Source organism: Rhizobium sp. NLR8a (genome assembly GCF_019685235.1).
Classification (GTDB): domain Bacteria; phylum Pseudomonadota; class Alphaproteobacteria; order Rhizobiales; family Rhizobiaceae; genus Rhizobium.
Map to the genome: position 1 here is coordinate 186,502 of NZ_JABDWI010000006.1, position 24,027 is coordinate 210,528.

The 24,027-nt window shown below is 61.8% G+C and carries 18 protein-coding genes; 9 read left to right on the top strand and 9 right to left on the bottom strand.

The window, feature by feature from the left end:
* Positions 1-122 precede the first annotated feature (122 nt).
* A complete protein-coding gene (locus HJC04_RS13205; protein ID WP_210629848.1) occupies positions 123-1,004 on the top strand; it encodes an N-formylglutamate amidohydrolase in 882 nt (293 codons plus the stop codon).
* 265 nt (positions 1,005-1,269) lie between these two features.
* Positions 1,270-2,043: a histidinol-phosphatase gene (hisN, locus tag HJC04_RS13210; RefSeq protein WP_210629849.1), complete on the top strand. Its 774-nt coding sequence runs from the start codon at positions 1,270-1,272 to the stop codon at positions 2,041-2,043.
* Between the two features lie 70 nt (positions 2,044-2,113).
* Here the strand turns inward: hisN and HJC04_RS13215 are convergent, their stop codons facing one another.
* The gene (locus HJC04_RS13215) at positions 2,114-3,088 is read right to left on the bottom strand and encodes an alpha/beta fold hydrolase (RefSeq protein ID WP_221146501.1); all 975 of its coding nucleotides are present in this window, start codon (positions 3,086-3,088) and stop codon (positions 2,114-2,116) included.
* 399 nt (positions 3,089-3,487) lie between these two features.
* On the opposite strand from HJC04_RS13215, the gene HJC04_RS13220 reads away from it, so the two are divergent.
* On the top strand, positions 3,488-3,958 hold the full coding sequence (locus HJC04_RS13220) for an Hsp20 family protein (protein WP_210629851.1): 471 nt from the start codon (positions 3,488-3,490) through the stop codon (positions 3,956-3,958).
* A gap of 76 nt (positions 3,959-4,034) precedes the next feature.
* Here HJC04_RS13220 and HJC04_RS13225 read toward each other — a convergent pair whose 3' ends face one another.
* Complete coding sequence (locus HJC04_RS13225; protein ID WP_210629852.1) at positions 4,035-5,039, bottom strand: bile acid:sodium symporter family protein; 1,005 nt, start codon at positions 5,037-5,039, stop codon at positions 4,035-4,037.
* Between the two features lie 88 nt (positions 5,040-5,127).
* Here HJC04_RS13225 and HJC04_RS13230 point away from each other — a divergent pair, with 88 nt between their 5' ends.
* Positions 5,128-5,982 carry a LysR substrate-binding domain-containing protein gene (locus HJC04_RS13230; RefSeq protein WP_210629853.1) on the top strand — a complete coding sequence of 285 codons (855 nt, stop codon included), beginning with the start codon at positions 5,128-5,130 and terminating at the stop codon, positions 5,980-5,982.
* Between the two features lie 54 nt (positions 5,983-6,036).
* Here HJC04_RS13230 and HJC04_RS13235 read toward each other — a convergent pair whose 3' ends face one another.
* Positions 6,037-7,089 (bottom strand): low specificity L-threonine aldolase, encoded by a 1,053-nt coding sequence (locus HJC04_RS13235; RefSeq protein WP_221146421.1) that lies wholly within the window; start codon positions 7,087-7,089, stop codon positions 6,037-6,039.
* A 544-nt stretch (positions 7,090-7,633) separates the two neighbouring features.
* Here HJC04_RS13235 and gltB point away from each other — a divergent pair.
* The 3 genes from gltB to HJC04_RS13250 all read left to right on the top strand — a co-directional run bounded on the left by gltB (position 7,634) and on the right by HJC04_RS13250 (position 14,877).
* On the top strand, positions 7,634-12,355 hold the full coding sequence (gene gltB, locus HJC04_RS13240; RefSeq protein WP_221146422.1) for a glutamate synthase large subunit: 4,722 nt from the start codon (positions 7,634-7,636) through the stop codon (positions 12,353-12,355).
* Between the two features lie 227 nt (positions 12,356-12,582).
* Entirely contained in the window at positions 12,583-14,037 is a 1,455-nt protein-coding gene (locus HJC04_RS13245; protein ID WP_210629856.1) for a glutamate synthase subunit beta, read from the top strand.
* Positions 14,038-14,250: 213 nt separating this feature from the next.
* Positions 14,251-14,877, top strand: coding sequence for a hypothetical protein (locus HJC04_RS13250; protein ID WP_210629857.1), 627 nt, complete (start codon positions 14,251-14,253; stop codon positions 14,875-14,877).
* A gap of 24 nt (positions 14,878-14,901) precedes the next feature.
* Here the strand turns inward: HJC04_RS13250 and HJC04_RS13255 are convergent, their stop codons facing one another.
* Together HJC04_RS13255 and HJC04_RS13260 are read right to left on the bottom strand one after the other, a co-directional pair.
* On the bottom strand, positions 14,902-16,146 hold the full coding sequence (locus HJC04_RS13255) for an SGNH family hydrolase (RefSeq protein WP_210629858.1): 1,245 nt from the start codon (positions 16,144-16,146) through the stop codon (positions 14,902-14,904).
* Between the two features lie 61 nt (positions 16,147-16,207).
* Positions 16,208-17,431 (bottom strand): lytic murein transglycosylase, encoded by a 1,224-nt coding sequence (locus HJC04_RS13260; RefSeq protein WP_210629859.1) that lies wholly within the window; start codon positions 17,429-17,431, stop codon positions 16,208-16,210.
* Positions 17,432-17,634: 203 nt separating this feature from the next.
* Here HJC04_RS13260 and galU point away from each other — a divergent pair, with 203 nt between their 5' ends.
* Positions 17,635-18,522, top strand: a complete 888-nt coding sequence (galU, locus tag HJC04_RS13265) for a UTP--glucose-1-phosphate uridylyltransferase GalU (protein ID WP_210629860.1) — start codon at positions 17,635-17,637, stop codon at positions 18,520-18,522.
* Positions 18,523-18,579: 57 nt separating this feature from the next.
* Here galU and HJC04_RS13270 read toward each other — a convergent pair whose 3' ends face one another.
* Positions 18,580-20,112 (bottom strand): outer membrane beta-barrel protein, encoded by a 1,533-nt coding sequence (locus HJC04_RS13270; RefSeq protein WP_210629861.1) that lies wholly within the window; start codon positions 20,110-20,112, stop codon positions 18,580-18,582.
* Positions 20,113-20,252: 140 nt separating this feature from the next.
* On the opposite strand from HJC04_RS13270, the gene HJC04_RS13275 reads away from it, so the two are divergent.
* Positions 20,253-21,248 (top strand): SIS domain-containing protein, encoded by a 996-nt coding sequence (locus HJC04_RS13275; RefSeq protein ID WP_210629862.1) that lies wholly within the window; start codon positions 20,253-20,255, stop codon positions 21,246-21,248.
* Here HJC04_RS13275 and HJC04_RS13280 read toward each other — a convergent pair whose 3' ends face one another.
* The 3 genes from HJC04_RS13280 to hemH all read right to left on the bottom strand — a co-directional run bounded on the left by HJC04_RS13280 (position 21,249) and on the right by hemH (position 23,917).
* Positions 21,249-21,704 (bottom strand): NfeD family protein, encoded by a 456-nt coding sequence (locus HJC04_RS13280; protein WP_210629863.1) that lies wholly within the window; start codon positions 21,702-21,704, stop codon positions 21,249-21,251.
* A gap of 3 nt (positions 21,705-21,707) precedes the next feature.
* Positions 21,708-22,739, bottom strand: coding sequence for an SPFH domain-containing protein (locus HJC04_RS13285; RefSeq protein ID WP_210629864.1), 1,032 nt, complete (start codon positions 22,737-22,739; stop codon positions 21,708-21,710).
* Between the two features lie 143 nt (positions 22,740-22,882).
* Positions 22,883-23,917, bottom strand: coding sequence for a ferrochelatase (gene hemH / locus HJC04_RS13290; RefSeq protein ID WP_210629865.1), 1,035 nt, complete (start codon positions 23,915-23,917; stop codon positions 22,883-22,885).
* Positions 23,918-24,027 lie beyond the last annotated feature (110 nt).

Sequence of the window (24,027 nt, forward strand, 5' to 3'; positions counted from 1 at the left end):
TAAACAACCGGTGAATTGCCTGTGCGTGATGGTCATCCCTTCTACATAGTATGGACTTGAGGGCGGGCAACTGGCAACATGAACAAAGCAGTCAGTTCATGACATGGTAAAGAGGGCCGAAAGTGCCGGAAATCCGCGAATACGAGCTTTTTGAGGTCCATGAGCCCGTGTCGCAGACCATTCCTTTCGTCTACAACTCCCCCCATAGCGGCCGAATTTATCCACCGGAATTCATCGCCCAATCGAGGCTGGAAGGCATAGCGATCCGCCGTTCGGAGGACCACTATGTCGACGAGCTGTTCGGCTCGGCCGTCGAACTGGGCGCGCCACTGCTCGCCGCCAATTTTCCGCGGGCCTATCTCGACGTCAATCGTGAGCCCTACGAGCTCGATCCCAGGATGTTCGACGGGCTGCTGCCGCCCTATGCCAACATCAATTCCCTGAGGGTTGCCGGCGGACTCGGGACCATTCCGCGCATCGTTGCCGAGAACATGGAGATCTACGCACGGCGGCTGCCGGTGCAGGAGGGGCTCGATCGGGTCGAGGCAGTCTACAAACCCTACCACGCGGCGCTGCGCCGGCTGATCGCCCGCACCCATGTGCAGTTCGGCTTCGGCGTTCTGATCGACTGCCACTCGATGCCCGGCAATGTGCGGGTCGCGGGCTGCACCACGCGGCCCGATTTCATCGTCGGCGACCGGTACGGCACCAGCGCTTCGGCCGAACTTTCACGCGCCGCCATCGCCATCCTCGAGGAAATGGGGTTCGCGGCGATCCGTAACAAGCCTTATGCCGGCGGCTTCATCACCGAGCATTACGGCCGTCCCTCGCGCGGTCTGCACGCGCTGCAGATCGAAGTGAACCGGGCGATCTATGTCGACGAGGTGACGCTGGAGAAGCGCGAGGATTTCGCCGCGGTGGCCGACGCCGTCGCGGCCTTCATGCGGCAGATGGCGGATTATGTCGAAAAATTCGCCGGCGATCGAGCGCTGGCCGCCGAGTAAACTGCTTTCCTGATTCTCGACCTGCCTCCCCAGGTCAAAAAAAACCGCGCTTGTCAGCGCGGCTAAGTCTAGGGAGGAAACACCCAAGGAGGGTATTTACAGTCAGAAGACTGTAACGACGACGCTACTATTGCATTGCACAAATGTCAAGCAATATATTGCGCTGCGATATCTTTGGGCAATTCGCCTCACGTTGCCCGCTTCGTTTGCATTCCCGCTCGTTTTCGCTATGAAAGCGCATTCCCGCCAGCCAAACGGTGTCACAATGCTTCCTGACCGTTCATTCTTCAATCGTCTGGCGGAGGTCGCCCGCGCCGAGACGCTGCCGCGCTTCCGCTCCGGCCTTGATGTCACGAATAAACTTTCTTCCGGCTTCGATCCGGTGACGGAAGGCGATCGGGCGGCCGAGTTCGCCATCCGGGCGCTGATCGAGGAGAATTTCCCCGACCACGGCATTCTCGGCGAGGAGCACGGCGATGTCGGGCTCGACCGGGACTATGTCTGGGTGATTGATCCGATCGACGGCACGCGCGCCTTCATATCGGGCGTGCCGGTCTGGGGAACGCTGATCGGCCTGCAGAAGGAAGGCCGGGCCATCATGGGCATGATAGAGCAGCCCTTTACCGGAGAACGTTATTTCGCCGACGAGAACGGCTCGATCTATACCGGGCCGGAGGGTGAGCGGCGGCTGGTGACCCGCCAGTGCGAGGCGCTTTCGAGCGCCATTCTGTTCACGACCTCGCCACATCTCTTCGCCGGCGGGGAGATTGAGAAGTATCGGGAGATCGAGGGGCAGGTGCGGCTCTTCCGCTATGGATGCGACTGTTATGCCTATGCGCTGCTTGCCGCCGGCCATATCGATCTCGTCATCGAAAACGGGCTGAAGCCCTATGACGTCGGCGGCATCATTCCCGTCATCGAGGGGGCGGGCGGCATCATCACCACCTGGGACGGCGAACGGCCGGAAAACGGCGGCTCGATCATCGCCGCCGGCAGCCGCGCGGTCTACGAGCAGGCAATCGCCATCCTGCAGCGCTGAACCCGGGCTCGGCAAAGCCGATGCCCCAGGCCGGCAAGGCCGATTCCACTGGCGGCTCGGTTGATCCGGCTCACGTGCCGAGGGCGGCGACATCATGATTTTCCTCGGCATCGCTGCCGGGGATGAAGGCGTGGAAGGCCGCCAGCGCCGCGGCGCGATAAATATCCCGTTCCTGGAAGATCTCATGGCGGGCGCCGTTGATCGGCACCAGCTGGCCGGCGCGGAAATAACGCGAGAGCCGCTCCTGTGCCGTGTAGGGCACGACGCCATCACGTGTCGGGGCGATGACGATGGTCGGGATGGTAATCGAGAAGAGATGGTTGGGCGAGGTGACCCGGTCCATGGTCCGGAAGGCTTCGGTCAGCCAGCGGGCCGTCGGCGGCCCGAGCGTCAGTTCCGGATGGGCCTTCATCATCGCAATATTGCGCTCGAAGCGGGTTTCGTCTGAGGTCAACGGATTGTCGTGGAATTCCGACTCCTTCAGCTTCGAAGTCAGCGGCATGAAGCCGAGGCCCGCGGCCGTCAGCGCGCCGGCGAGGGTGCGGATGACGCGGGGCGAGGCCGACTGGCCGGTCAGGCCGATGAAGGGAGCCGATAGCACCATACGGTCGATGCGGGTGGTGAGATAGGGGGCGGCCGACAGCGCGATCAGTCCGCCGGTGGAATGGCCGAGCAGGTAGAACGGCAGGCGGGTATCCGGCAGCACTATCTTTTCGAGGAAGGTGTCGAGATCGCGCTCGTAATCGGAAAAGCGGCGGATATGGCCGTGATTGCGGCGCTTCAGGAGCCGCGACGAACCGCCCTGGCCACGTAGGTCGAAGGTCGCGACCCAGAGGCCTTTCCCTGTCAGGTCGCGGATCGTCTCGAAATATTTTTCGATATATTCGTTGCGGCCATGGATGATGACGACCGTGCCCTTGGCGACCTGGGCGCCAGAACGGAAAACGGCGTAACGCAGCCGGTGACCGTCATGGGTTTCGAAGAACCCTTCGGTGCGGTTTTCCGGGGCAGGATTGTCGGGCGTCGAATAGAGAACCTGATCCATCACTTACCTATGCGCCGCTGCTGAATGCTTCCCTATCAGGGATAGCGCATGGCGCCCGGCTTGGAAAGCGGGGGAAAAAGGGCCGGCGGGAGCGTGAGGGCGCTCGCGGCCGGCCCAAGTTTAGACTGAAGAAGAAGGGACGATGCACTTCAGTCATCGGGGCCAGTGTCACCCGACATCGTCATTTCTAGGCAGGCATGTCTGAACGCCTTCCGAACCGGCCGTTCACGCGCGGTTCACGGTCGGCCGAGGGGGCCTCGAAAAGGTCTTGAACTCCTCGAATCGCGTCACCATCTCCATCCTGCGGGTGCCAAAGGGGCCCGCGCAACCGTCCCGAGACCGCCAAGATGGGGTTTCAGGGCACCTTATCGCAACACGTCGCTTCCCTAGGAGGACATCATGCGTCACGTAGACTTCTCTCCCCTCTATCGTTCGACGGTCGGTTTCGACCGCCTCTTCACCATGCTCGACAGCCTTGCTCAGCCGGAGCAGGCGCAGACCTATCCGCCCTATAATATCGAGCGCACCGGTGAAAACACCTATCGCATCACCATGGCGGTCGCCGGCTTCGACGAGACCGAGCTTTCGATCGAAGCTCATGCCCATGTGCTGTCCGTGAAGGGTGAAAAGAACGAGGAAACCGCTGAAGGCGGCGAATTCCTCTATCGCGGCATTGCCAAGCGCGCCTTCGAGCGCCGCTTCCAGCTTGCCGATCACGTCGAGGTGTCAGCCGCTTCGCTGAAGAATGGCCTGCTTCACATCGATCTTCTGCGCAACATTCCCGAGGCCATGAAGCCCCGCAAGATCACGATTGCCGCCGAGCCGGTCGAGGCTCCGAAGGCGATCGAGGCGCAGGTCGTCAACGGTTAACAGCTGTCCTTCAGGGACAATGGACGGCGCTCCGATCGGGGCGCCGTTTTTTTATTGCCGAACATCTTATTGGCGTTCAGGCCGGGCTGGCGGCGTCCTTCATTTGCTGTTCCGTTACGCGCCGGGCTGCTGCTGCGGCATATTTCTGGGCGATGACGGCGCAGACCATCAGCTGAATCTGGTGGAAGAGCATCAGCGGAAGCACGATCGCCCCAATCGATTGGCCGGCGAAGATGACGTTTGCCATCGGAACGCCGCTTGCCAAGCTCTTTTTCGAGCCGCAGAAGGTGATGGTGATCTCGTCAGCCTTGTCGAATCCCAGCCAGCGGCTGCCAAACATCGTCAAGACAAGAACAAACGCCAGAAGCACGACGTCGGCGACGACGACAACGGCGATGTCGGCAATCGAGAAAGTGTGCCACAGTCCTTCGACGATCGCCGTCGAGAAGGCGAGATAGACCACCATCAGGATCGAGCCGCGGTCGACCGGCATGAGAATCTTCTTCTTGGCGCGAATCCAATCGCCGATCCAGGGCTGCAGGATCTGGCCAACGATGAAAGGTGCAAGCAGCTGCAGCAGGATCTGCCGAAGCGCGTCGAAGGAGAAGCCGCCATGGCCGCCGACGGAAAAGAGCAGGCCGACCAGCAGCGGCGTCAGGAACATGCCGAAAATGTTCGAGGCCGAGGCCGAGCAGATCGCGGCGGGCACATTGCCGCCCGCCATCGAGGTGAAGGCGATCGACGACTGCACCGTCGACGGCAGCACGCAAAGGAAGAGGATGCCGAGGTAAAGCGGCCGTGGCAGGATCGCGTCGGGGATGAAGCCGAGTCCGAGCCCGAGCAGCGGGAAGATGCCGAACGTCGTCAGCAGGATGACGAGATGCAGCCGCCAGTGCAGCAGACCAGCAATGACGACGTCACGGGAAAGGCGCGCGCCGTGCAGGAAAAACAGCGCCGCGATGGCCATATCGGTGGCGACGCCGAAATAATCCGCAAAACTGCCGCTCGCCGGAAACAGGGAGGCGAGAATGACGGTGCAGACGAGCAGGATCGTGAACGTATCTGGCAGAAAGCGGCGCATGACGGTCTCGCAGCAATAAAGTAACCGTTGTTCTGTCGTCCATTATGATCCAGGATGCAAGAAATAACAGTTATCGAGATGCTGGATTATGCTGGACCTCGCGCAGTTGCGCAGTTTCGTTACCGTCGAACAGATGGGCAGTTTCACGCTTGCTGCGGAAAGGCTGGGCCTCGGGCAATCGACGGTCAGCCAGCATATCCAGCGGCTGGAGGCGGCGCTCGGACGCAAGCTGCTCGCGCGCGACACCCACAAGGTGATGCTCACCGGTGACGGCGAGGCGCTGCTTTCGCATGCGCGCGCCATGCTTTCGATCGAGGGGCAAGTGCAGGCGCTGTTCAAGAGCAACAGCCTGCGCGGCAGCCTCCGGCTCGGCGTGTCGGAGGATTTCGTCACCAGCCAGCTGCCAGCAGTGCTGGAGGATTTCGTTCGCTCGCACCCGTCCGTCGACCTGGAACTGACGGTGGCGCTTTCAGGCGTGCTTTATGAGATGCAGGATAATGGCGAAATCGATCTGGTGCTCGCCAAGCGCCGGCTTGGCGATGCGCGCGGAAAACTGGTTTATCGCGAGCCGCTCGTCTGGCTGGCGCGCGATCCTGAACGAGTGCTCGCCTCCGGTCCATTACCGCTGATCGCTTTCCCACCGCCGAGCGTGACACGGGCGATCGCCCTGGAAGCACTTGGGCGCAATGGCGTGCCGTGGCGGATCGTCTGCACTTGCGGCAGCCTGAGCGGGCTGACGGCAGCGGCGCGAGCCGGAATGGGCATGCTGGTGCAGCCGCGCAGTATGGCTCCGTCCGGGCTGAAAGAAGTTGCTGCGGGAAAATTGCCGGTGCTCGAGGATGTGGAATTCGTATTGGTGCCGCGCAAGGGTGCGGATCAGGCGCTGGTCTCGGCACTGTCCGACGATATTCTCCAAAAGGTCAGGGGGCTGAGGTCCGCATGACCCACAGCCGTCACGGGGAAACCTGACCGGCAGGCAGGCTCGTCCGGTCGTCGATCAGGCGGCCAGGCACCTCAGGAAGCCATCCACGTCTGCTTCCGTGGTTGCGAAGCTGGTGACGAGGCGGATCAAGCTCTCGCTTTCAGAAACGAGTTCGGGTGCTGCCGCAGGCGCCGGCCATTCATAAAATTTCGCGCCTTTTTCCTCTGCTGTTCTTGCAGCACTCTTGCTGATGACGGCAAAGACCTCGTTGGTCGCGGTCCGCCAGGCGAGGCGCCCGGCGCTGCTGGCGGCAATACCGGCGCGCAGCCTGTCGGCCATGGCGTTCGAATGGCGGGCGAGATCGAGCCAGAGGCCATTTTCGAAATAGGCGTCGAACTGGGCTGCGATGAAGCGCGACTTGGAGAAGTGCTGGGCAGCGCGCTTGCGGATGAAGGGCATTTCCTTTGCCTGATCCGGATTGAAGAAGACGATCGCCTCCGCGCACCAACAGCCGTTCTTGGTGCCGCCGAAGGACAGCATGTCGACGCCGCGCTTCCAGGTCATCTCCGCAGGGGTGGCATCGAGTGCGATCAGCGCGTTGGCGAAGCGGGCGCCATCCATGTGGAGCGGCAGGTTGCGCTTCCTCGAGATGGCGGCGATCTCGCCGATCTCCGGCAGTGAATAGACGGTGCCGATCTCGGTCGACTGGGTGATGGTCACAGCGCTGGCGCGGCCATGACGGAGGGCATCCTCGGGAAAGTGCGCGATTTTTGCCGAAAGCTTTGCCGGATCGATCTTGCCGGCTTCGCCGTCGACGGCCATGAGGCGGGCGGAGCCGGAGAAGAATTCCGGCGCGCCGCATTCATCTTCGATCACATGGGCTTCCGAATGGCAGAAGGTAATCCCGCCGGGGCGCTGGACGCTCGCCAGCGCCAGGGAGTTGGCGGCCGTGCCGGTGGCGACGAAGAAAACGGAAACCTCACGCTCGAAGATCTCGCAGAAGCGGGCCTCGACCTTTTTGTCGAGATCACCGGCGCCATAGGCCGGAGCAAAGCCGGCCGATTCCGCAAGCAGGCGTTCGGCAATGGAACGGTGGGCGCCGGCCCAATTATCGGAAGCAAAGAACATGGCTAAGACCGTGGGGGAGTGGACGGAGAGTTGGGAGGTTTCGAAGCGGACCTTACGCCAAAGCTTCACGGGATCAAGGCTATCGCCCCTGATGCATCACGAAAATTGAATTACGCAATCAATAAAAAGAATGACGCGTCGATGCGTAATTTTATTTCTCTAATGGGGTTTATCTGGCAATCTTCCTTCGCAAAATCACGTTTTTTAACGTAACGCTCTTGCGGACCGGGATCGTTTCTGGCATAGAACTGGTGAATTAGGACAGTGTTGCTGTCCTATTTTTGGCCCCTGGGGCCGAAGAGGCGCCGAAAACCCTGGCAGCGACGGGCTTTCACGCTATAGTTCTTCCAAGCGTCAAGCCCCAGGCGGCGCGCGGAGGCGAATGGCAGGCGCGGAACGCGGCGGTTTGCTTTCCCTTAAAGCAGATGTCTGCGGCCGATCTTCACAATGCAACAGCGCTGTCATGCGACGGACCTATTTTCGGGTTGCGGCGCGAGACGAAGAGCCGCCCGCGGCCCCGCGGGCTTCGACAGGAGGAAAGACGATGACGAAGACGCCATCCATGGAATTTGACCGGTTTGCTGCTGCAGAGGTGCGCGCGACGGCCAAGACGTCCAAATCCGCGTCCGGCCTGCCGAAGAAGCAGGGGCTTTACGATCCTGCCAACGAGCATGACGCTTGCGGCGTTGGCTTCGTCGCCCATCTGAAGGGCGAGAAGTCGCACCAGATCGTCAAGGACGGCCTGTTCATCCTCGAAAACCTGACGCATCGCGGCGCCGTCGGCGCCGATCCCCTGATGGGTGACGGCGCCGGCATCCTGGTGCAGATCCCCGACCGTTTCTTCCGCGAGGAGATGGCGGCGCAGGGCATTACCTTGCCGCCGGTTGGCGAATATGGCGTCGGCCATATCTTCATGCCGCGCGACCAAAAGCAGATCGAGCACTTCAAGAAGGTGATCAAGGACGTCATCGTCGAGGAAGGCCAGGTCTTCATCGGCTTCCGCGACGTGCCGGTCGACAATTCCTCGCTTTCCAAGGCGCCTGATATTGCCGCGACCGAGCCGCATCATGTGCAGGTCTTCATCGGCGCTGGGGAAGATGCCGAAAACAACGACGAATTCGAACGGCGGCTGTTCACGCTGCGAAAGGTCATCTCCAACCGGATCTATGACGAGTTCGAGGGTGAGGAGAGCAATTTCTACCCGGTGTCGCTGTCGTCGGCGACGGTGGTATACAAGGGCATGTTCCTGGCCTATCAGGTCGGCGCCTATTATAAGGACCTGTCGGATCCGCGTTTCGAAAGCGCGGTCGCTCTCGTGCATCAGCGCTTCTCGACCAACACCTTCCCGTCGTGGAAGCTCGCCCACCCCTATCGTATGGTCGCCCATAACGGCGAGATCAACACGCTGCGCGGCAACGTCAACTGGATGGCGGCGCGCCAGGCCTCGGTCTCTTCGCCGCTGTTCGGCGAGGACATCTCCAAGCTCTGGCCGATTTCCTACGAGGGACAGTCGGACACGGCCTGTTTCGACAATGCGCTGGAATTCCTGGTGCGCGGCGGCTACTCGCTCGCCCATGCCGTCATGATGCTGATCCCGGAAGCTTGGGCCGGCAATCAGTCGATGGCGGCCGAACGCAAGGCATTTTACGAATATCACGCCGCGCTGATGGAGCCGTGGGACGGACCGGCGGCGGTCGCCTTCACCGACGGCCGGCAGATCGGCGCCACGCTTGACCGCAACGGCCTCAGGCCGGCGCGCTACCTCGTCACCGATGACGACCGTGTCATCATGGCGTCCGAGGCCGGCGTGCTGCCGGTTCCGGAAGAAAAGATCATCCAGAAGTGGCGCCTGCAGCCGGGCAAGATGCTGCTGATCGACATGGAAGAGGGCCGCATCATCTCCGATGACGAGGTGAAGTCGCAGCTTGCGACGGCGCATCCCTATCGCAGCTGGCTCGACCGCACCCAACTCATCCTCGAAGACCTGAAGCCGGTGGAACCGCGGGCGCTGCGCCGCGATGTATCGCTGCTCGACCGCCAGCAGGCCTTTGGCTATACGACCGAGGATACCAAGATCCTGATGTCGCCGATGGCGACGACCGGTCAGGAAGCGATCGGTTCGATGGGCACCGATACGCCGATCTCGGCGATGTCAGAAAAGCCCAAGCTGCTCTACACCTATTTCAAGCAGAACTTTGCGCAAGTGACGAACCCGCCGATCGATCCGATCCGCGAAGAGCTCGTCATGAGCCTCGTCTCCTTCATCGGCCCGCGTCCGAACATTCTCGACCATGAGGGTATGGCGAATGCCAAGCGCCTGGAAGTGCGTCAGCCGATCCTGACCAATGGCGATCTCGAAAAGATCCGCTCGATCGGCCATACGGAAGACCGTTTCGATACCAAGACGCTCGATTTCACCTATGATATCGAACGCGGCGCTGCCGGCATGCCGGAGATGCTCGACCGACTCTGCGAACGCGCGGAAGCGGCCGTCAAGGGCGGCTACAACATCATCGTGCTTTCCGATCGCCAGATCGGACCTGATAGAATCGCCATTCCGGCGCTGCTCGCAACGGCTGCCGTCCACCATCACCTGATCCGCAAGGGGCTTCGCACGTCGGTCGGCCTCGTCGTCGAAACCGGTGAGCCGCGCGAAGTGCATCATTTCTGCCTGCTCGCCGGCTACGGCGCCGAGGCGATCAACCCCTATCTCGCCTTCGACACGCTGCTCGACATGCATGCCAAGGGCGAGTTCCCGAAGGAAGTGGATGCCTCCGAAATCGTCTACCGCTACATCAAGGCGGTCGGCAAAGGCATCCTCAAGGTCATGTCGAAGATGGGCATCTCGACTTACCAGTCCTATTGCGGCGCGCAGATCTTCGACGCCATCGGCCTCTCGTCCGACCTGGTCGACAAGTATTTCTTCGGAACGGCGACGATGATCGAAGGCATCGGCCTCGAAGCGATCGCCGAAGAGACCGTCGCGCGCCATACCGCAGCCTTCGGCAAGGATCCGTTGCTGGCGACAACGCTCGATATCGGCGGCGAATATGCCTACCGCATGCGCGGCGAAAGCCATGCCTGGACGCCGGATGCGGTTGCAGCTCTTCAGCATGCCGTGCGCGGCAATGCCGAGGATCGCTACCGCGAATTCGCCGAGATGGTCAACAATTCGGCGCTGCGCATGAACACGATCCGCGGGCTCTTCAGGATCAAGAGCGCCGAGGCGCTCGGCCGTAAGCCGGTCTCGATCGATGAGGTCGAGCCGGCCGCCGATATCGTCAAGCGGTTCTCGACGGGGGCAATGTCCTTCGGCTCGATCTCCCGCGAGGCGCATACGACGCTGGCGATAGCCATGAACCGGATCGGCGGCAAGTCGAACACCGGCGAGGGCGGCGAGGAGTCCGACCGCTACATGCCGCTCTCCGATGGTTCGATGAACCCGGAGCGTTCGGCGATCAAGCAGATCGCCTCGGGCCGCTTCGGCGTCACCACCGAATATCTGGTCAATGCCGACGTGCTGCAGATCAAGGTGGCGCAGGGCGCCAAGCCCGGCGAAGGCGGTCAGCTGCCGGGCCACAAGGTCGACGCGACGGTCGCCAAGACCCGTCATTCGACGCCGGGTGTGGGCCTGATCTCACCGCCGCCGCATCACGACATCTATTCAATCGAGGATCTGGCGCAGCTGATCTACGATCTGAAGAACGTCAATCCGACGTCCGACGTGTCGGTCAAGCTGGTTTCCGAAGTCGGTGTCGGCACGGTTGCGGCGGGTGTCGCCAAGGCGCGCGCCGACCACATCACCGTCGCCGGCTTCGACGGCGGCACCGGTGCCTCGCCGCTGACCTCGCTCAAGCATGCCGGCAGCCCCTGGGAGATCGGCCTTGCCGAAACCCAGCAGACGCTGGTGCTGAACGGCCTGCGGTCGCGTGTCGCACTGCAGGTGGACGGCGGCCTCAAGACCGGCCGCGACGTCATCGTCGGGGCGCTGCTCGGCGCAGACGAGTTCGGTTTCGCCACCGCGCCGCTGATCGCGGCCGGCTGCATCATGATGCGCAAGTGCCATCTCAACACCTGTCCGGTCGGCGTAGCGACGCAGGATCCGGTGCTGCGCAAGCGCTTCAAGGGCACGCCGGAGCACGTCATCAACTACTTCTTCTTCGTCGCCAACGAAGTGCGCGAAATTCTCGCCTCGCTCGGGTTCACCCGGCTTGACGACATCATCGGCGCATCCGAGCTGCTGGAGAAGGATGAGATGCTGGCGCACTGGAAGGCCAGGGGCCTCGATTTTAGCCGCATCTTCCACAAGGTCGATGCCGCCAAGGAAGAGACTTTCTGGACGAGCCGGCAACAGCATCCGATCGACGATATTCTCGACCGCGTTCTGATCGACCAGGCACAGCCGGCGCTGACGGACAAGACGCCCGTCGCCTTCGAGGTCGGCATCAAGAACGTCGACCGTTCGGCGGGCGCGATGCTGTCGGGCGAAGTCGCCAAGCGTTACCGCCATCGCGGGCTGAAGGAAGATACAATCAACGTGACGCTTCGCGGTACGGCGGGGCAGAGCTTCGGCGCCTTCCTGGCGCGCGGCGTCACCTTCAACCTGATCGGCGACGGCAACGACTATGTCGGCAAGGGACTTTCGGGCGGCAAGATCATCATTCGGCCGCCGGAGAACTCGCGGATCGTCGCCGAAAATTCGATCATCGTCGGCAACACCGTGCTTTATGGCGCGACCGAGGGCGAATGCTATTTCCGCGGCGTCGCCGGCGAGCGTTTTGCCGTGCGCAACTCCGGTGCGATCGCCATTGTCGAGGGGGTCGGCGACCATGGCTGCGAATACATGACCGGCGGCGTTGTCGTCGTGCTCGGCGCCACGGGCCGCAACTTTGCGGCCGGCATGTCCGGCGGCGTCGCCTATGTGCTCGATGAAGCCGGCGATTTCGCCAGCCGCTGCAACATGGCGATGGTCGAACTCGAGCCAGTGCCGGAGGAGGACGACATGCTGGAGAAGCTGCATCATCACGGCGGCGATCTCATGCACAAGGGACGTGTCGACGTCTCAGGTGACATGACGCGCCACGATGAGGAGCGGCTCTACCAGCTGATCTCCAATCATCTGCACTATACGGGCTCCGCCCGCGCCAAGCAGATCCTCGACAGCTGGGCCGACTACCGCCCGAAGTTCCGCAAGGTCATGCCGGTCGAATACCGTCGTGCGCTCGAGGAAATGGAGCGCAGCCGGATGGGCATCGCCGCGGAATGATTTGAACCGGAGCATCCGCCACCTGCCGATCGCAGGTGGCGGATGACGGAAACATCTCGATGACTCGTGATGATCATGACGACGGCGGAAAGCCGTCCGGATCGCGCGGCGTCCTTCAGGAGATCTGTTCCAATGACGGTCAAGAGAAGCAACCCGCCCGGATTGCCGGGGACTGACGACAGACAACTGGCCGCAGTGAGGCGGTCATGAGGGTAAGGGACGAAGAAATGGGTAAGGTTACAGGATTTCTGGAAATCGACCGGCAGGTGGCGAAGTACCAGCCGGCGTCGGATCGCATCCGGCATTTCCGCGAGTTCACGATCCCGATGTCGGACCCGGAAGTGCAAAAACAGGCCGCGCGCTGCATGGACTGTGGCATTCCCTATTGTCACGGGCCGACCGGCTGCCCGGTTCACAACCAGATTCCGGATTGGAACGACCTCGTCTACAACAACAACTGGGAAGCGGCGATCCAGAACCTGCATTCGACCAACAACTTCCCGGAATTCACCGGCCGCGTCTGCCCGGCTCCCTGCGAGGAAGCCTGCACTTTGAATCTCGAGGATGCGCCGGTCGCCATCAAGACGGTCGAGCAGGCGGTCGCCGACAAGGCCTATGAACTCGGCTTCATCAGGCCGCAGCCGGCCACGGTCCATACCGGCAAGAAGGTCGCCGTCGTCGGCTCCGGCCCCGCCGGCATGGCGGCTGCCCAGCAGCTCGGCCGCGCCGGCCACGAGGTGCATGTCTATGAGCGCGAGACCAAGCCGGGCGGCCTGCTGCGCTACGGCATTCCCGATTTCAAGATGGAGAAGAACTTCATCGACCGCCGCGTCGAGCAGATGAAGGGCGAGGGCGTGACCTTCCATTGCGGCGTCAATGTCGGCGTCGACGTCAAGGTCGAACAGTTGCTGGCCGACCACGAGGCCGTCCTTTATTGCGGCGGCTCCGAGACGCCGCGCGAGGCGGGCATTCCGGGCGCCGACCTCGCAGGCGTGCATGATGCGATGCCCTATCTGGTGCAGCAGAACCGCCGTGTCGGGCGCGAGAATATCGACAGTGTCGGCTGGCCGTCGGACCCGATCCTGGCCGGCGCCAAACATGTTGTCGTCGTCGGCGGTGGCGATACGGCTTCGGATTGTGTCGGCACGGCCTTCCGCCAGGGGGCGGTCAAGGTCACCCAGCTCGACATTCGGCCGCAGCCGCCGGAAAAGGAAGACAAGCTCGCTGTCTGGCCCTTCTGGGCGACGAAGATGCGCACCTCCTCCTCGCAGGCCGAGGGCGCCGTGCGCGAGTTCCAGGTCGCGACGCTCGAATTCATCGGCGAAGACGGCGTGCTGACGGGCGTCAAGTGCTGCGAGGTCGACGAGCGCCGGCGGCCGGTTGCCGGCACGGAATTCGTCATCCGCGCCGATCTCGCCTTCATCGCCATCGGTTTCCGCGGCCCGTTCACGACAAGCGTGCTGAAGGAGCTCGAAGGCAAGCTGACGCTGAACACCGACAAGCGCGGCTCGACCAATGTCGTCGCCAACGACCGCGACTACAAGACCTCGGTCGACAAGCTCTGGACGGCGGGCGATGTGCGCCGTGGCCAGTCGCTGGTGGTCTGGGCGATCCGCGAAGGTCGCCAGGCGGCACGCGCCATCGACGAGGCGTTGATGGGCTCGACCGTCCTGCCGAACTGATCGCGCCTCAGATAGCTGATGAAGAGACGAACTCCGCCCCTTCCGGCGGAGTTTTTTATTGTGCGCGGCGCGTCCGGCGGGACCTCCTTTGCCGGTGCGACCGCTTGACGCGGCGGAATGCGACGCAAGCCTTGAGCAATGCCGGAGGGTGAAGCTTAAGCCGGACGCGGGCTCAGGAGGAGCCGCCGCGAATGATCGACAAGGATTATTCAAATGGTTTCTGCACTCGATAATACCAGGATGGTTTCGGCTCAATACGCCTTGAAGAATCTTCGGAGCTCCGATGAAAGCTCGGAGGATACCCGGAGTTCGTCGGCCGCCAGCATTCTGAGCAGCTACGGACTCGATTCGAGCTCAGCGTCGCTTCTTTCCAATCAGGCGCTGTCGGGGCTGCTCGACACGCTTTCCTCCAAAAGCGATACTTCCGACGAGACCGACACGACCGACGACCGCGCCGATGTGACCAGCGCCTCCTTCATGTCGATGCTGAAGCACCAGTTGCAGGAAGCGGCCGCGGCCGAAGGCGAAAGCGGCAAGGCTCATGACATGCTGGCTGCGCTCGAAACAGGCACGCTCTCCATCTCCGATCCGAAGCAGGGCGTGTCGATCCGCGCCTGGGACGTCGATGATCCGGATGAGGCCGACACGGAAAGCGAGGCCGGCAAGGCGATCAATGTCAGCGGCTGGAGCGATTTCCTCGATGCGCATCTGGAGCGCGGCTCCGACGGCGCCTTTGTCAAGGAGAACGGCAGCTATGTCGATCAGACGAACGACAGCAATGCCTTCTTCGGGCTGATCGGCTCGAACTACTATTATCTGAGTTGGCCAAAGGCGGCGTAAGAAAGCCGCCTCGCGTAGCCTTTTTCATTTCACCGAGACTTCGGCCGGCGTCTTGGCCGCCGGCATGCGGTAGTCGTCGACGCGACCGACAGGTGCCGGCGTCATCTCGCCCTGCTCGACCAGGAGATCGCGCGGCGATTTCGTCAGCGTCACCGGTGGCGGTCTTGCGCCAAGGAGCTCGGCGCCGCCATCGAGATTGGGATCGGAGAGGCTGATCGGCACGGTGTGCTCGACCGGATTGGTGGGAAGGCCGAGACCCGGCAAATTGCTTTCATCGAGGCGCACCAGATCAGGGCTTGCCTGGGTGCCGAGAATCCGGCGGGCGGGCTTTTCCACATAGAAGGCAAGTTTGCGCCGGCCGGCCTGCGTGAGGTTGATGCCGTCGGAGGTGCGCAAGCGCACCTGCTGCCCCTTCACGTCGGAACCGGTGACGATGAAGGTGCCGTTTTCATCGACAAAACCATCCCAGATATCGACGAATTCACCGCCGATGCTCTCGACCTGGTTACGATAGAGCTGGTTCATCTGGACGGCATCGGCCGTCATCTGATCGGATTCGAAGGCGGGAAGACCGACCCAGAGCAGCGGTATCTTGCGGCTGGTGACTTCCTTGCCGAAAGAAAGGACACGGCGGCGATATTCGGCAAACCAGCCGTCGGTGCGGAACTTCTCCTTGGCAGTGTCGGTCACCATCTGCTGGCGGTCATTGGCGCCGATCATGACGACGACCATTGCCGGCTTCAGCTCGTCGATCATCTTCGGTAACTGTTCCGGCCAGTCATAATAATCATCGCGGACAAGACCCGAGGAAACATTGCCGCGGGCTTCGACGATGACGCCCGGCGATGTCTCGAAGGCGGCGGTCAGGCCGTCGCCGAGGCCGCTAGCGAGAAAATCACCGACGATCAGGATCTTGCGGGCGTCGGGGAGCTTCTGCACGACAGGCTCTTCTTCCCGTACCGGAGCGCGGACCGGCGGCGTGGTGCGGGGATTGACCACGGCTTTCTGCGCCGGCGGCGGGCGCTTGCGCTGCTGGCGTCTCGGCTCCGGGACATCAGGAGCCTGTGGGCTGTCGTCGAGATAGCGCCGGCCGAGGAAGAAATCCAAGATGGACCGGCGCTGATAGCGCTGCTCCTGGGCTTGGGCGACAGCCACCGGCGCAAGAGCGCCAAGGCACACCGAAGCCGCCATCAAGGCGAGCATGAGCCAGCGGATTTGAGGGGTCCGGTGAGTTTTCTTCATCATGGGCAGTTCCGCATCTGCCGGCATCTTGCACTGGTGGCAGGCCAGCGTCTACTCCCGCTTTATGTAGGTCATCGTAGGGCCACTTCTAGCGGCGAAGTGCGTTCAAAAGCGGCAGCGAGGGCTCGCCGTCGGGCTGCATGCCGATGCGCTCCTGCACCGCCGATATCGCCGCTTTCGAACCCGAGCCGAAATTGCCGTCAACCTCACCATTGTAATAGCCGAGCGTCTTGAGACGGGTTTGCAGCTCGAATTTCTCGGTGATGTCGAGCGCGCCGTCGGGGCGCGGCCAGCGCTGCTGAATGCCGCCATAGCCGGCGATCTGGTCGGCCAGCAGGCCAACGGCGAGCGCGTAGCTGTCCGACGCATTGTAGTTCTTGATGGTGAAGAAGTTTGCCGTCATCAGGAAGCCGGGACCGCCGGCTCCGGCAGGCATTTTCAGCACGGCTTTGGTGCCGCCGTCGCGGAAGGCCTTGCCGTTCGGCCGTTTCAGGCCGAGCTCCGCCCATTGGGCGAGCGTATGGGTCTTGCCGGCCTGCTTGGCGGCTGCGGCGGGAACGACGACCTCGTAGCCCCAGGTCTTGCCGGCATCCCAGCCGTTCTTCATTAGCAGATTGGCCGAGGTCGCCAGCGCGTCCGGCACCGAATTCCAGATATCGCGATGGCCGTTGCCGTCGGCATCGACAGCGTAGAGCAGATAGCTTGTCGGGATGAACTGAGTGTGGCCCATGGCGCCCGCCCAGGAGCCGGTCATCTGACGTGCCGGCACATCCCCATTCTGCAGGATTTTCAACGCGGCAACCAGTTGCTTCTTGGCGAATTTGGCCCGACTCGGATCGGCGTAAGCAAGGGTTGCCAGTGCGCGCGGCACATAGTGCAGCCGGTCGTCCTTGTCGAGAATCGCGCCGTAATTCGATTCCATCGACCAGATCGCGAGCAGAATCGTCTTGTCGACGCCGAAGCGCTGCTCGATCGCATTGAGCGTCCGCGCATGCTTGACGGCCATCTCGCGGCCGATCCTGACCGTGTAGGGGTTAACGCGGGAATCAATGTAGTCCCAAATCTTCGAGGTGAATTCCGGTTGATAGGCCGCCTTTTCGAGCACCGTCGGGTCGGGTTCGCTCACCCCGGAAAAGGCCTTTTGATAGGTTGCCTTACTGATGCCACTCTCAGCGGCTGTTTGGTAAAAGTCCGCGATCCATTTCTGGAACCGGGAATCGGCTTTCGCGTTGTCGGGGGCCAGCCCTACCTGGGCGGCGACAACGAGGGCGAGAGCAAGACCACGAAGGGAGTTTTTGTGATTCTGGATCATCGACAGTCGTATCCGTCATCTTCAGTTTTCGGTGCAGCAGGGGCATCATATCCGCCCAGACCCGAGACTACAGGAACGGAGTCAACAAATTCTTTACCATGGCGACCCGCGGCGGTCACCATTGCAAAACAGTCGCAATTCTATACTAGTCAGACGTGAACGGCTTTATTTAAAAGGCGATTTAGTCAAAGCAGGAGGCCTGTGTGGCGCATCACAATAAAGTTCGTAAGGCAGTTTTTCCGGTGGCAGGGTTGGGAACGCGTTTCCTGCCGGCAACGAAGGCTGTTCCGAAGGAAATGTTGACCGTTGTCGACAAGCCTATCATTCAATACGTCGTCGATGAGGCGTTGGAAGCAGGGATCGAGCATCTGGTCTTCGTCACCGGACGCAACAAGCACATTATCGAAGACTATTTCGACATTCATTTCGAGCTGGAACAGACGCTGCGCGAACGCGCCAAGGAGGCCGAGATAACCCTTCTTGCCGAGCAACTGCCAAAGGCCGGAACGGTAAGCTTCACCCGTCAGCAGGAACCGCTCGGTCTCGGTCATGCCGTCTGGTGCGCCCGCGAAATCGTCGGCGACGAACCTTTCGCGCTGCTGCTGCCTGATATGATCATGAAGGGCGACAAGGGCTGCATGAAGGGCATGATCGAGCTCTACGGCCAGAGCGGCGGCAACATTATCGCCGTTGAGGAATGTGCCCCCGATCAGGCCCATAAATACGGCATCGTCGGCGTCGGCGAAGCGATCGGCGAAGGCTTCCGCATCACCGGCATGGTGGAAAAGCCTGCCAAGGGAACGGCGCCCTCGAATTTCTTCATCAACGGCCGCTACATCCTGCAGCCGGAGATCTTCAAGATCCTCGAAACCCAGGAGCGCGGCGCCGGCAATGAAATCCAGCTCACTGACGGCATGCTGAAGCTGCTGAAGGAACAGGATTTCGCCGGCTACCACTTCCGTGGCACGACCTACGACTGCGGCGCCAAGGATGGCTTCATCCTGGCCAACGTCGCCTACGCCCTCGAACGCGCCGATATCCGTCCGTCGGTCGAAGGCGGTTTCAAGGAACTGCTTGCCGGCCTGAATTAAGGTTTGCGCACAGCTATGAATGATCAAGCGCCGCGCCTCGCACCGGAGGCGCGGCGTTTAGCGTTTCAGCTTCAGGCCGACGCCGGCGCGCCATTGCTGCGAGTCATCGCCGTCCTTGCGCGTCGTCAGCTCGTAGCCGAGCGTGCTGGTGAGATCGAGATAGCGGTTGATGTTCCAGGTCAGGCCGGTCGCCGCAGTATAGACGAGCTCGTCGTTGATTGTGCTGTCGGTGGGATAGTCGCGCCATATGACGCCGCCGATCATGGTTCCGACCAGGTTGTCGCGCAGCTGGTGGGTGACCGTCGTCGTCAGCGCATGCGAAACGTAGCCGCTCTCGCCGGCGGTGGTCGAGGGCTGGATGCTAGTCTGCAGGTCTAGATTGACGTCGGTGCCGCGGATCGGCGACCAAAGCAGGCTCGCATCGAGCGTGGCTGTATCGATCGAGGCGAGCCGGCTGTCCTCGAAATCCGCCCTTTCGTAGCCTACCCCGACTTCACCCTTCAGCTTTTCGCCGAGGTCGACCTCGACGCCGGCCTTGGCGCCATAGCTATGGCCTGAGCGCTCGTAACCGGCGGAGTCGCGTGTTTCGTCATAGAGGGTACGGCCGATCGTGGCCTCGATGAAGGGGATGAGCGCGGGCGACAGCTCGTAGCCGACGCGACCGCGCAGCGTACCGGTCGTCTGGTTGCGATCGTTCAACTCCACGGTCGTGCCGTTCGCAAGCGTGGCGTCGGAATAGATCGAACGGCTCAGCGCCAGCGCCGTCGTGCCGCGCAGGATGCCGAAATCGCGTTGGACGGAGGCGCCGGCAGTGAACTCCTGCACATCTGACTGCTGTGTGGCATCGGCGATGGCGTCGGGATCGTCCGTATCCTCGCGGTAGAAATTATAACCGGCCGTGAGGTGCGCCACCGTGTCGTCGGCAAGATCCAGGCGGAGATCGCTATTGACTTTGAAAGACGGCTGCTCCTCGCCTTCGCCGCTGATATTTCGTTGCCAGGCGCCTTCCGACGTGACGGTCAGCTGGTGCCGTCCCCAGTCGGAGGTGAGCGTCGCGGCTGCATCCGTTTCGAGGAAGGCGCGCCGTTGCCTGGTATTGCCGTCCTTGGTGGTCTCGGTGTTGATGCTTTGGGTCACGCTCGGACGGAGCACGAAGGTACCGATCGGAATACCGGGTGTTTCTGCCATCGAGGCACTTTCGCCAGCCCTGCGCACCGGCGGTGTCTCGTCGATCCGCGCTTCACGGGTGTTCAGTCGGCGCATGTCCTCATCGAGGATTGAGCCGGTAATCTCGTCACCGGGTTGCGCGTCCGGTGTGACGGGCCTCTGCTGGGCGTCGTCCGGGTTTCCCGCCGCACCCGTTGCCACAGGAGCGGTAGAAACGTCGATTTCATCACCGAAACCGGCCGCGGCATTGTTCGTGGTGCGACTGTCCTGGCTGGCGGCGTGGCTAGCGACAGGCTGCTGTGAGATGGACTGTGCGAATGCCGCAGTCTGGCCGACCAGCAGGGTGCCGAACGCAGTAAAGCAGACGACACGCCTCATCGCGCGGAGCGGCGTCACACTGCTCGTCTGTTTTGGCTGCCCCATTCACTCGCCTGACATGCTTTCGGTTCTTACTCAAAGGTAAAGCGTTGTGGTTAATCATTCGTTGCCGCCGGCGGGCGCTGTTCACAATTCGGAAATGGTGCGGGGTGGACTTGGAAAGTGAAAAGGTCTAACGCATCTCCATGAACAGAAGAGCGATCAAACTCGTTGAAAACAGCGTGCTCGAATCGGCAAAACGCACGATAGAGACCGAGAAACGCGGTCTTGAAGCGCTCGAACGGGCCTTTGACAACGGACTGGCCGGTCCTTTCACCCGCGCCGTCGAGATCATCGGCGACATCTCCGGCCGGGTCATCGTTACCGGCGTCGGCAAGAGCGGCCATATCGGTACCAAGCTCGCGGCGACATTCGCCTCGACCGGCACCCCAGCCTTTTTCGTGCATGCGGCCGAAGCCAATCATGGCGATCTCGGCATGATAGCGCGCGATGACGTCGTCTTGGCGATTTCCAAAGGCGGCGAGAGCGCCGAACTCAAGAGTATCATTTCCTTCACGCGGCGCTTCTCGATCCCCTTGATCGCGATTACTTGCAGCGAAGCTTCCTCGCTTGCGACGGCCGCCGACATCGTGCTTCTGGTGCCGAACGAACAGGAAGCCTGCCCCAATGGGCTGGCGCCGACGACCTCGACGCTGATGCAGCTTGCACTCGGCGATGCCCTGGCGGTCGCACTCCTGGAGGCGCGGGGCTTTAGCGCCACCGATTTCCACGTTTTTCATCCCGGCGGCAAGCTGGGTGCGAGCTTGATGCATGTCGCCGATATCATGCATACCGGCGAGAAGCTGCCGCTCGTTACCAAGGGCACGCCGATGCCGGAGGCGATCACCGTGCTGTCGCGCAAGCATTTCGGCTGCGTCGGCGTGCTCGACCGGGATGGGCGGCTCTGCGGCATCGTCACCGAAGGCGACATGGCTCGGAATCTGAGCCGCAACCTTGCCGAGCTTGCCGTCGACGACATCATGACGAAGACGCCGAAGACGGTGAAACCGACGATGCTTGCGACGGCCGCCCTGGCGCTGCTCAACCAGCACCACATCGGGGCCCTGATCGTCATCGACGAGGACAGCCGGCCGATCGGGCTGGTGCACTTCCATGACCTTCTGCGGATCGGCGTCGCCTGATCAGACCGGTTCGACCCGCAGGTCGCGGCCGTGACACGAGATCACCTTCACCTGTGTTCCCACAGGCAAATCAGGCCCCATTACCTGCCATAGCGTATCGTCGAGGCGGATGCGGCCGCGGCCTTCGCGGATCGGTTCCTGCAGCGTCGCCGTACGGCCAACGAGGCTCGCACCGCGCTGATTGAGGAAGGGCTCGTCGGTCTCGGCGTTGCGCAGCGTCAGCCGGCGGCCGGCAACGGTCGTGGCGACGGCCAGAAGCGCAAAAAGGATCGCTTGCAGTTCCCAGACCCAGAAGGCGCTGTCCCAGAAGAGCAGCGACAGTGCGCCGACGATCAAGGCCGCGAGGCCGATCCAGACCAGGAAGAAACCGGGCACGATCATTTCGGCGGCGAGCAGCACGAGGCCTGCAACCCACCAGTTCCATGGACCGAGTTCCGCGATGATCTTCGCCAGCATGGCTTATCGCTCCGGATCCGGATTGAAGGGATTGGGGGCCGGCGGATTGATCGGCGGCGTAGAGCGGATCGGCGCGGGACGCGGACGCGGCGGGGGCGGCGGCGGCGGATTGCCGGCGTCACCGAAGACTTCGCGGGCGATGGCGCCAATGCCGCCGAGCGAGCTCAGGATGGAAGAGGCTTCCATCGGCATCAGCACGATCTTGGAATTGGGCGCCGAGCCGACCGAGGCGAGCGCTTCGGTGTATTTCTGGGCGACGAAATAGTTGATCGCCTGAACGTCACCGGCGGCAATCGCCTCGGAGACCATCTTCGTCGCCTTGGCTTCGGCCTCGGCCAGTCGCTCGCGGGCTTCGGCGTTGCGGAAGGCGGCTTCGCGCTGGCCTTCGGCCTGGAGGATCGCGGATTGCTTGGCGCCTTCGGCCCTGAGGATCTGCGCATTGCGCGCGCCTTCGGCCTCGAGCACCTGGGCGCGCTTCTCGCGCTCGGCCTTCATCTGGCGGGCCATCGCATCGACGAGGTCGCGCGGCGGCTGGATGTCCTTGATTTCGACGCGGGTGACCTTGATGCCCCATGGCTGCACCGCCTCGTCGACGACGCGCAGCAGCCGGTCATTGATCGCGTCGCGGTTGGAAAGCAGTTCGTCGAGATCCATGGAGCCCATGACCGAGCGGATGTTTGTCATGGTGAGATTGAGGATGGCATTTTCGAGGTGGGAAACCTGGTAGGCGGCCTGGGCAGCATTCAGAACCTGAAAGAATGCGACGGCATCGGCTGAAACCGAGGCATTGTCTTTGGTAATCACTTCCTGGGTCGGCACGTTCAGCACCTGCTCCATCACGTTCATCCGCGCTCCGACGCGCTCGATGAAGGGAGTGATGAGGTTGAGGCCCGGCTCCAGCGTGCGGGTATAACGGCCAAAGCGCTCAATAGTGTAGCGATAGCCCTGCGGTACGGTCTTGATCCCGGCAAAGAGGACCAGAATGACGAAGATGACCAGCACGATTACGACGATGTCGAAGCCGCCGAACAGCATGAAAATTTCCTCCCATCGGCGCATGCGCAAGCGCCTCACAACTGATGTGGTGAATTAGCATGTTCTTTGCGAGGAAGAAATGACACGCGGATGCACCACCTCCAGCTGAAAAGGAGGCTCTAGGAAAGGTCTTTATCTTCTTCTCAGACCCAACCCTGCAATTCGCGGCGGACCACCTTTTCCAGCACCTTCATGCCGTCTTCGCTGTCGTTGAGGCAGGGGATATGGGTGAACTTGTCGCCGCCGTTCTCGTGGAACGAATGCGCGGCTTGTTCGGCGATTTCTTCCAGCGTTTCCAGGCAGTCGGAGACGAAGCCGGGATTGATGACGGCGATGCGCTTGACGCCGTCCTGGGCAAGCTTCTCCACCGTCTTGTCTGTATAGGGCTGCAGCCATTCTTCCGGCCCGAAGCGGGACTGGAAGGTGACCATGAAGTTTTCCTTGGTGAGCCCGAGCCGCTCGCGCAACAAGCGGCCGGTCTTTTGACATTGACAGTAATAGGGATCGCCCTGCTTGAAATAGGACATCGGAATGCCATGGAAGGAGGCGAGCAGCATCTCCGGCTTCCAGTCGAGCGTGGAAATATGTCTTTCGACGGATTGGGCGAGGGCTTCGATGTAGGTCTCGTTATCGTGATAATCGGGCACGGTGCGCAGAGCCGGTTGCCAGCGCATCGTGAGCAGCTTCTGGAAGGCCTTGTCGTTGACGGTTGCGGTCGTTGCCGCCGCATATTGAGGGTAGAGCGGGAAGAGCACGATACGATCGCAGCCTTCTTGCTTCAGCGCATCGATGCGCGAAGCGATCGACGGCGTGCCGTAGCGCATCGCCCAGTCGACCTTGACATTGTCGAGATCCCGTAGGCGCTCGGTCATCAGTTCCGACTGGTTGCGCGTGTAGGTGCGGAGATAACTTTCGTTCTTCTCCTTGTTCCAGATCAGCTCGTAGGCCTTGCCGACCTTCTGCGGGCGTCTGTTGAGCACGATACCAAAGAGGATCGGATACCACTTCCAGGGCGACCATTCGATGACGCGGCGATCGGTCAGGAATTCCTTGAGATAGCGGCGCATCGAGGTGTAGTCGGTGCCGTCGGGCGTGCCGAGATTGACCAGCAGCACGCCGATCTTGCCTGAATTGACGGCCGGATGGTCCGCCGGGCGAAGTGAAATATCTGCTGTCATTCTAGCCCCAACGCTCGTTGTCTCATCGGCTGATACGCAGCTTCGAGAACATGGTTCACCCTATAGAAAGAAAAGCCGGCCCGGGAAACCCCGAGCCGGCCGATGGTGTC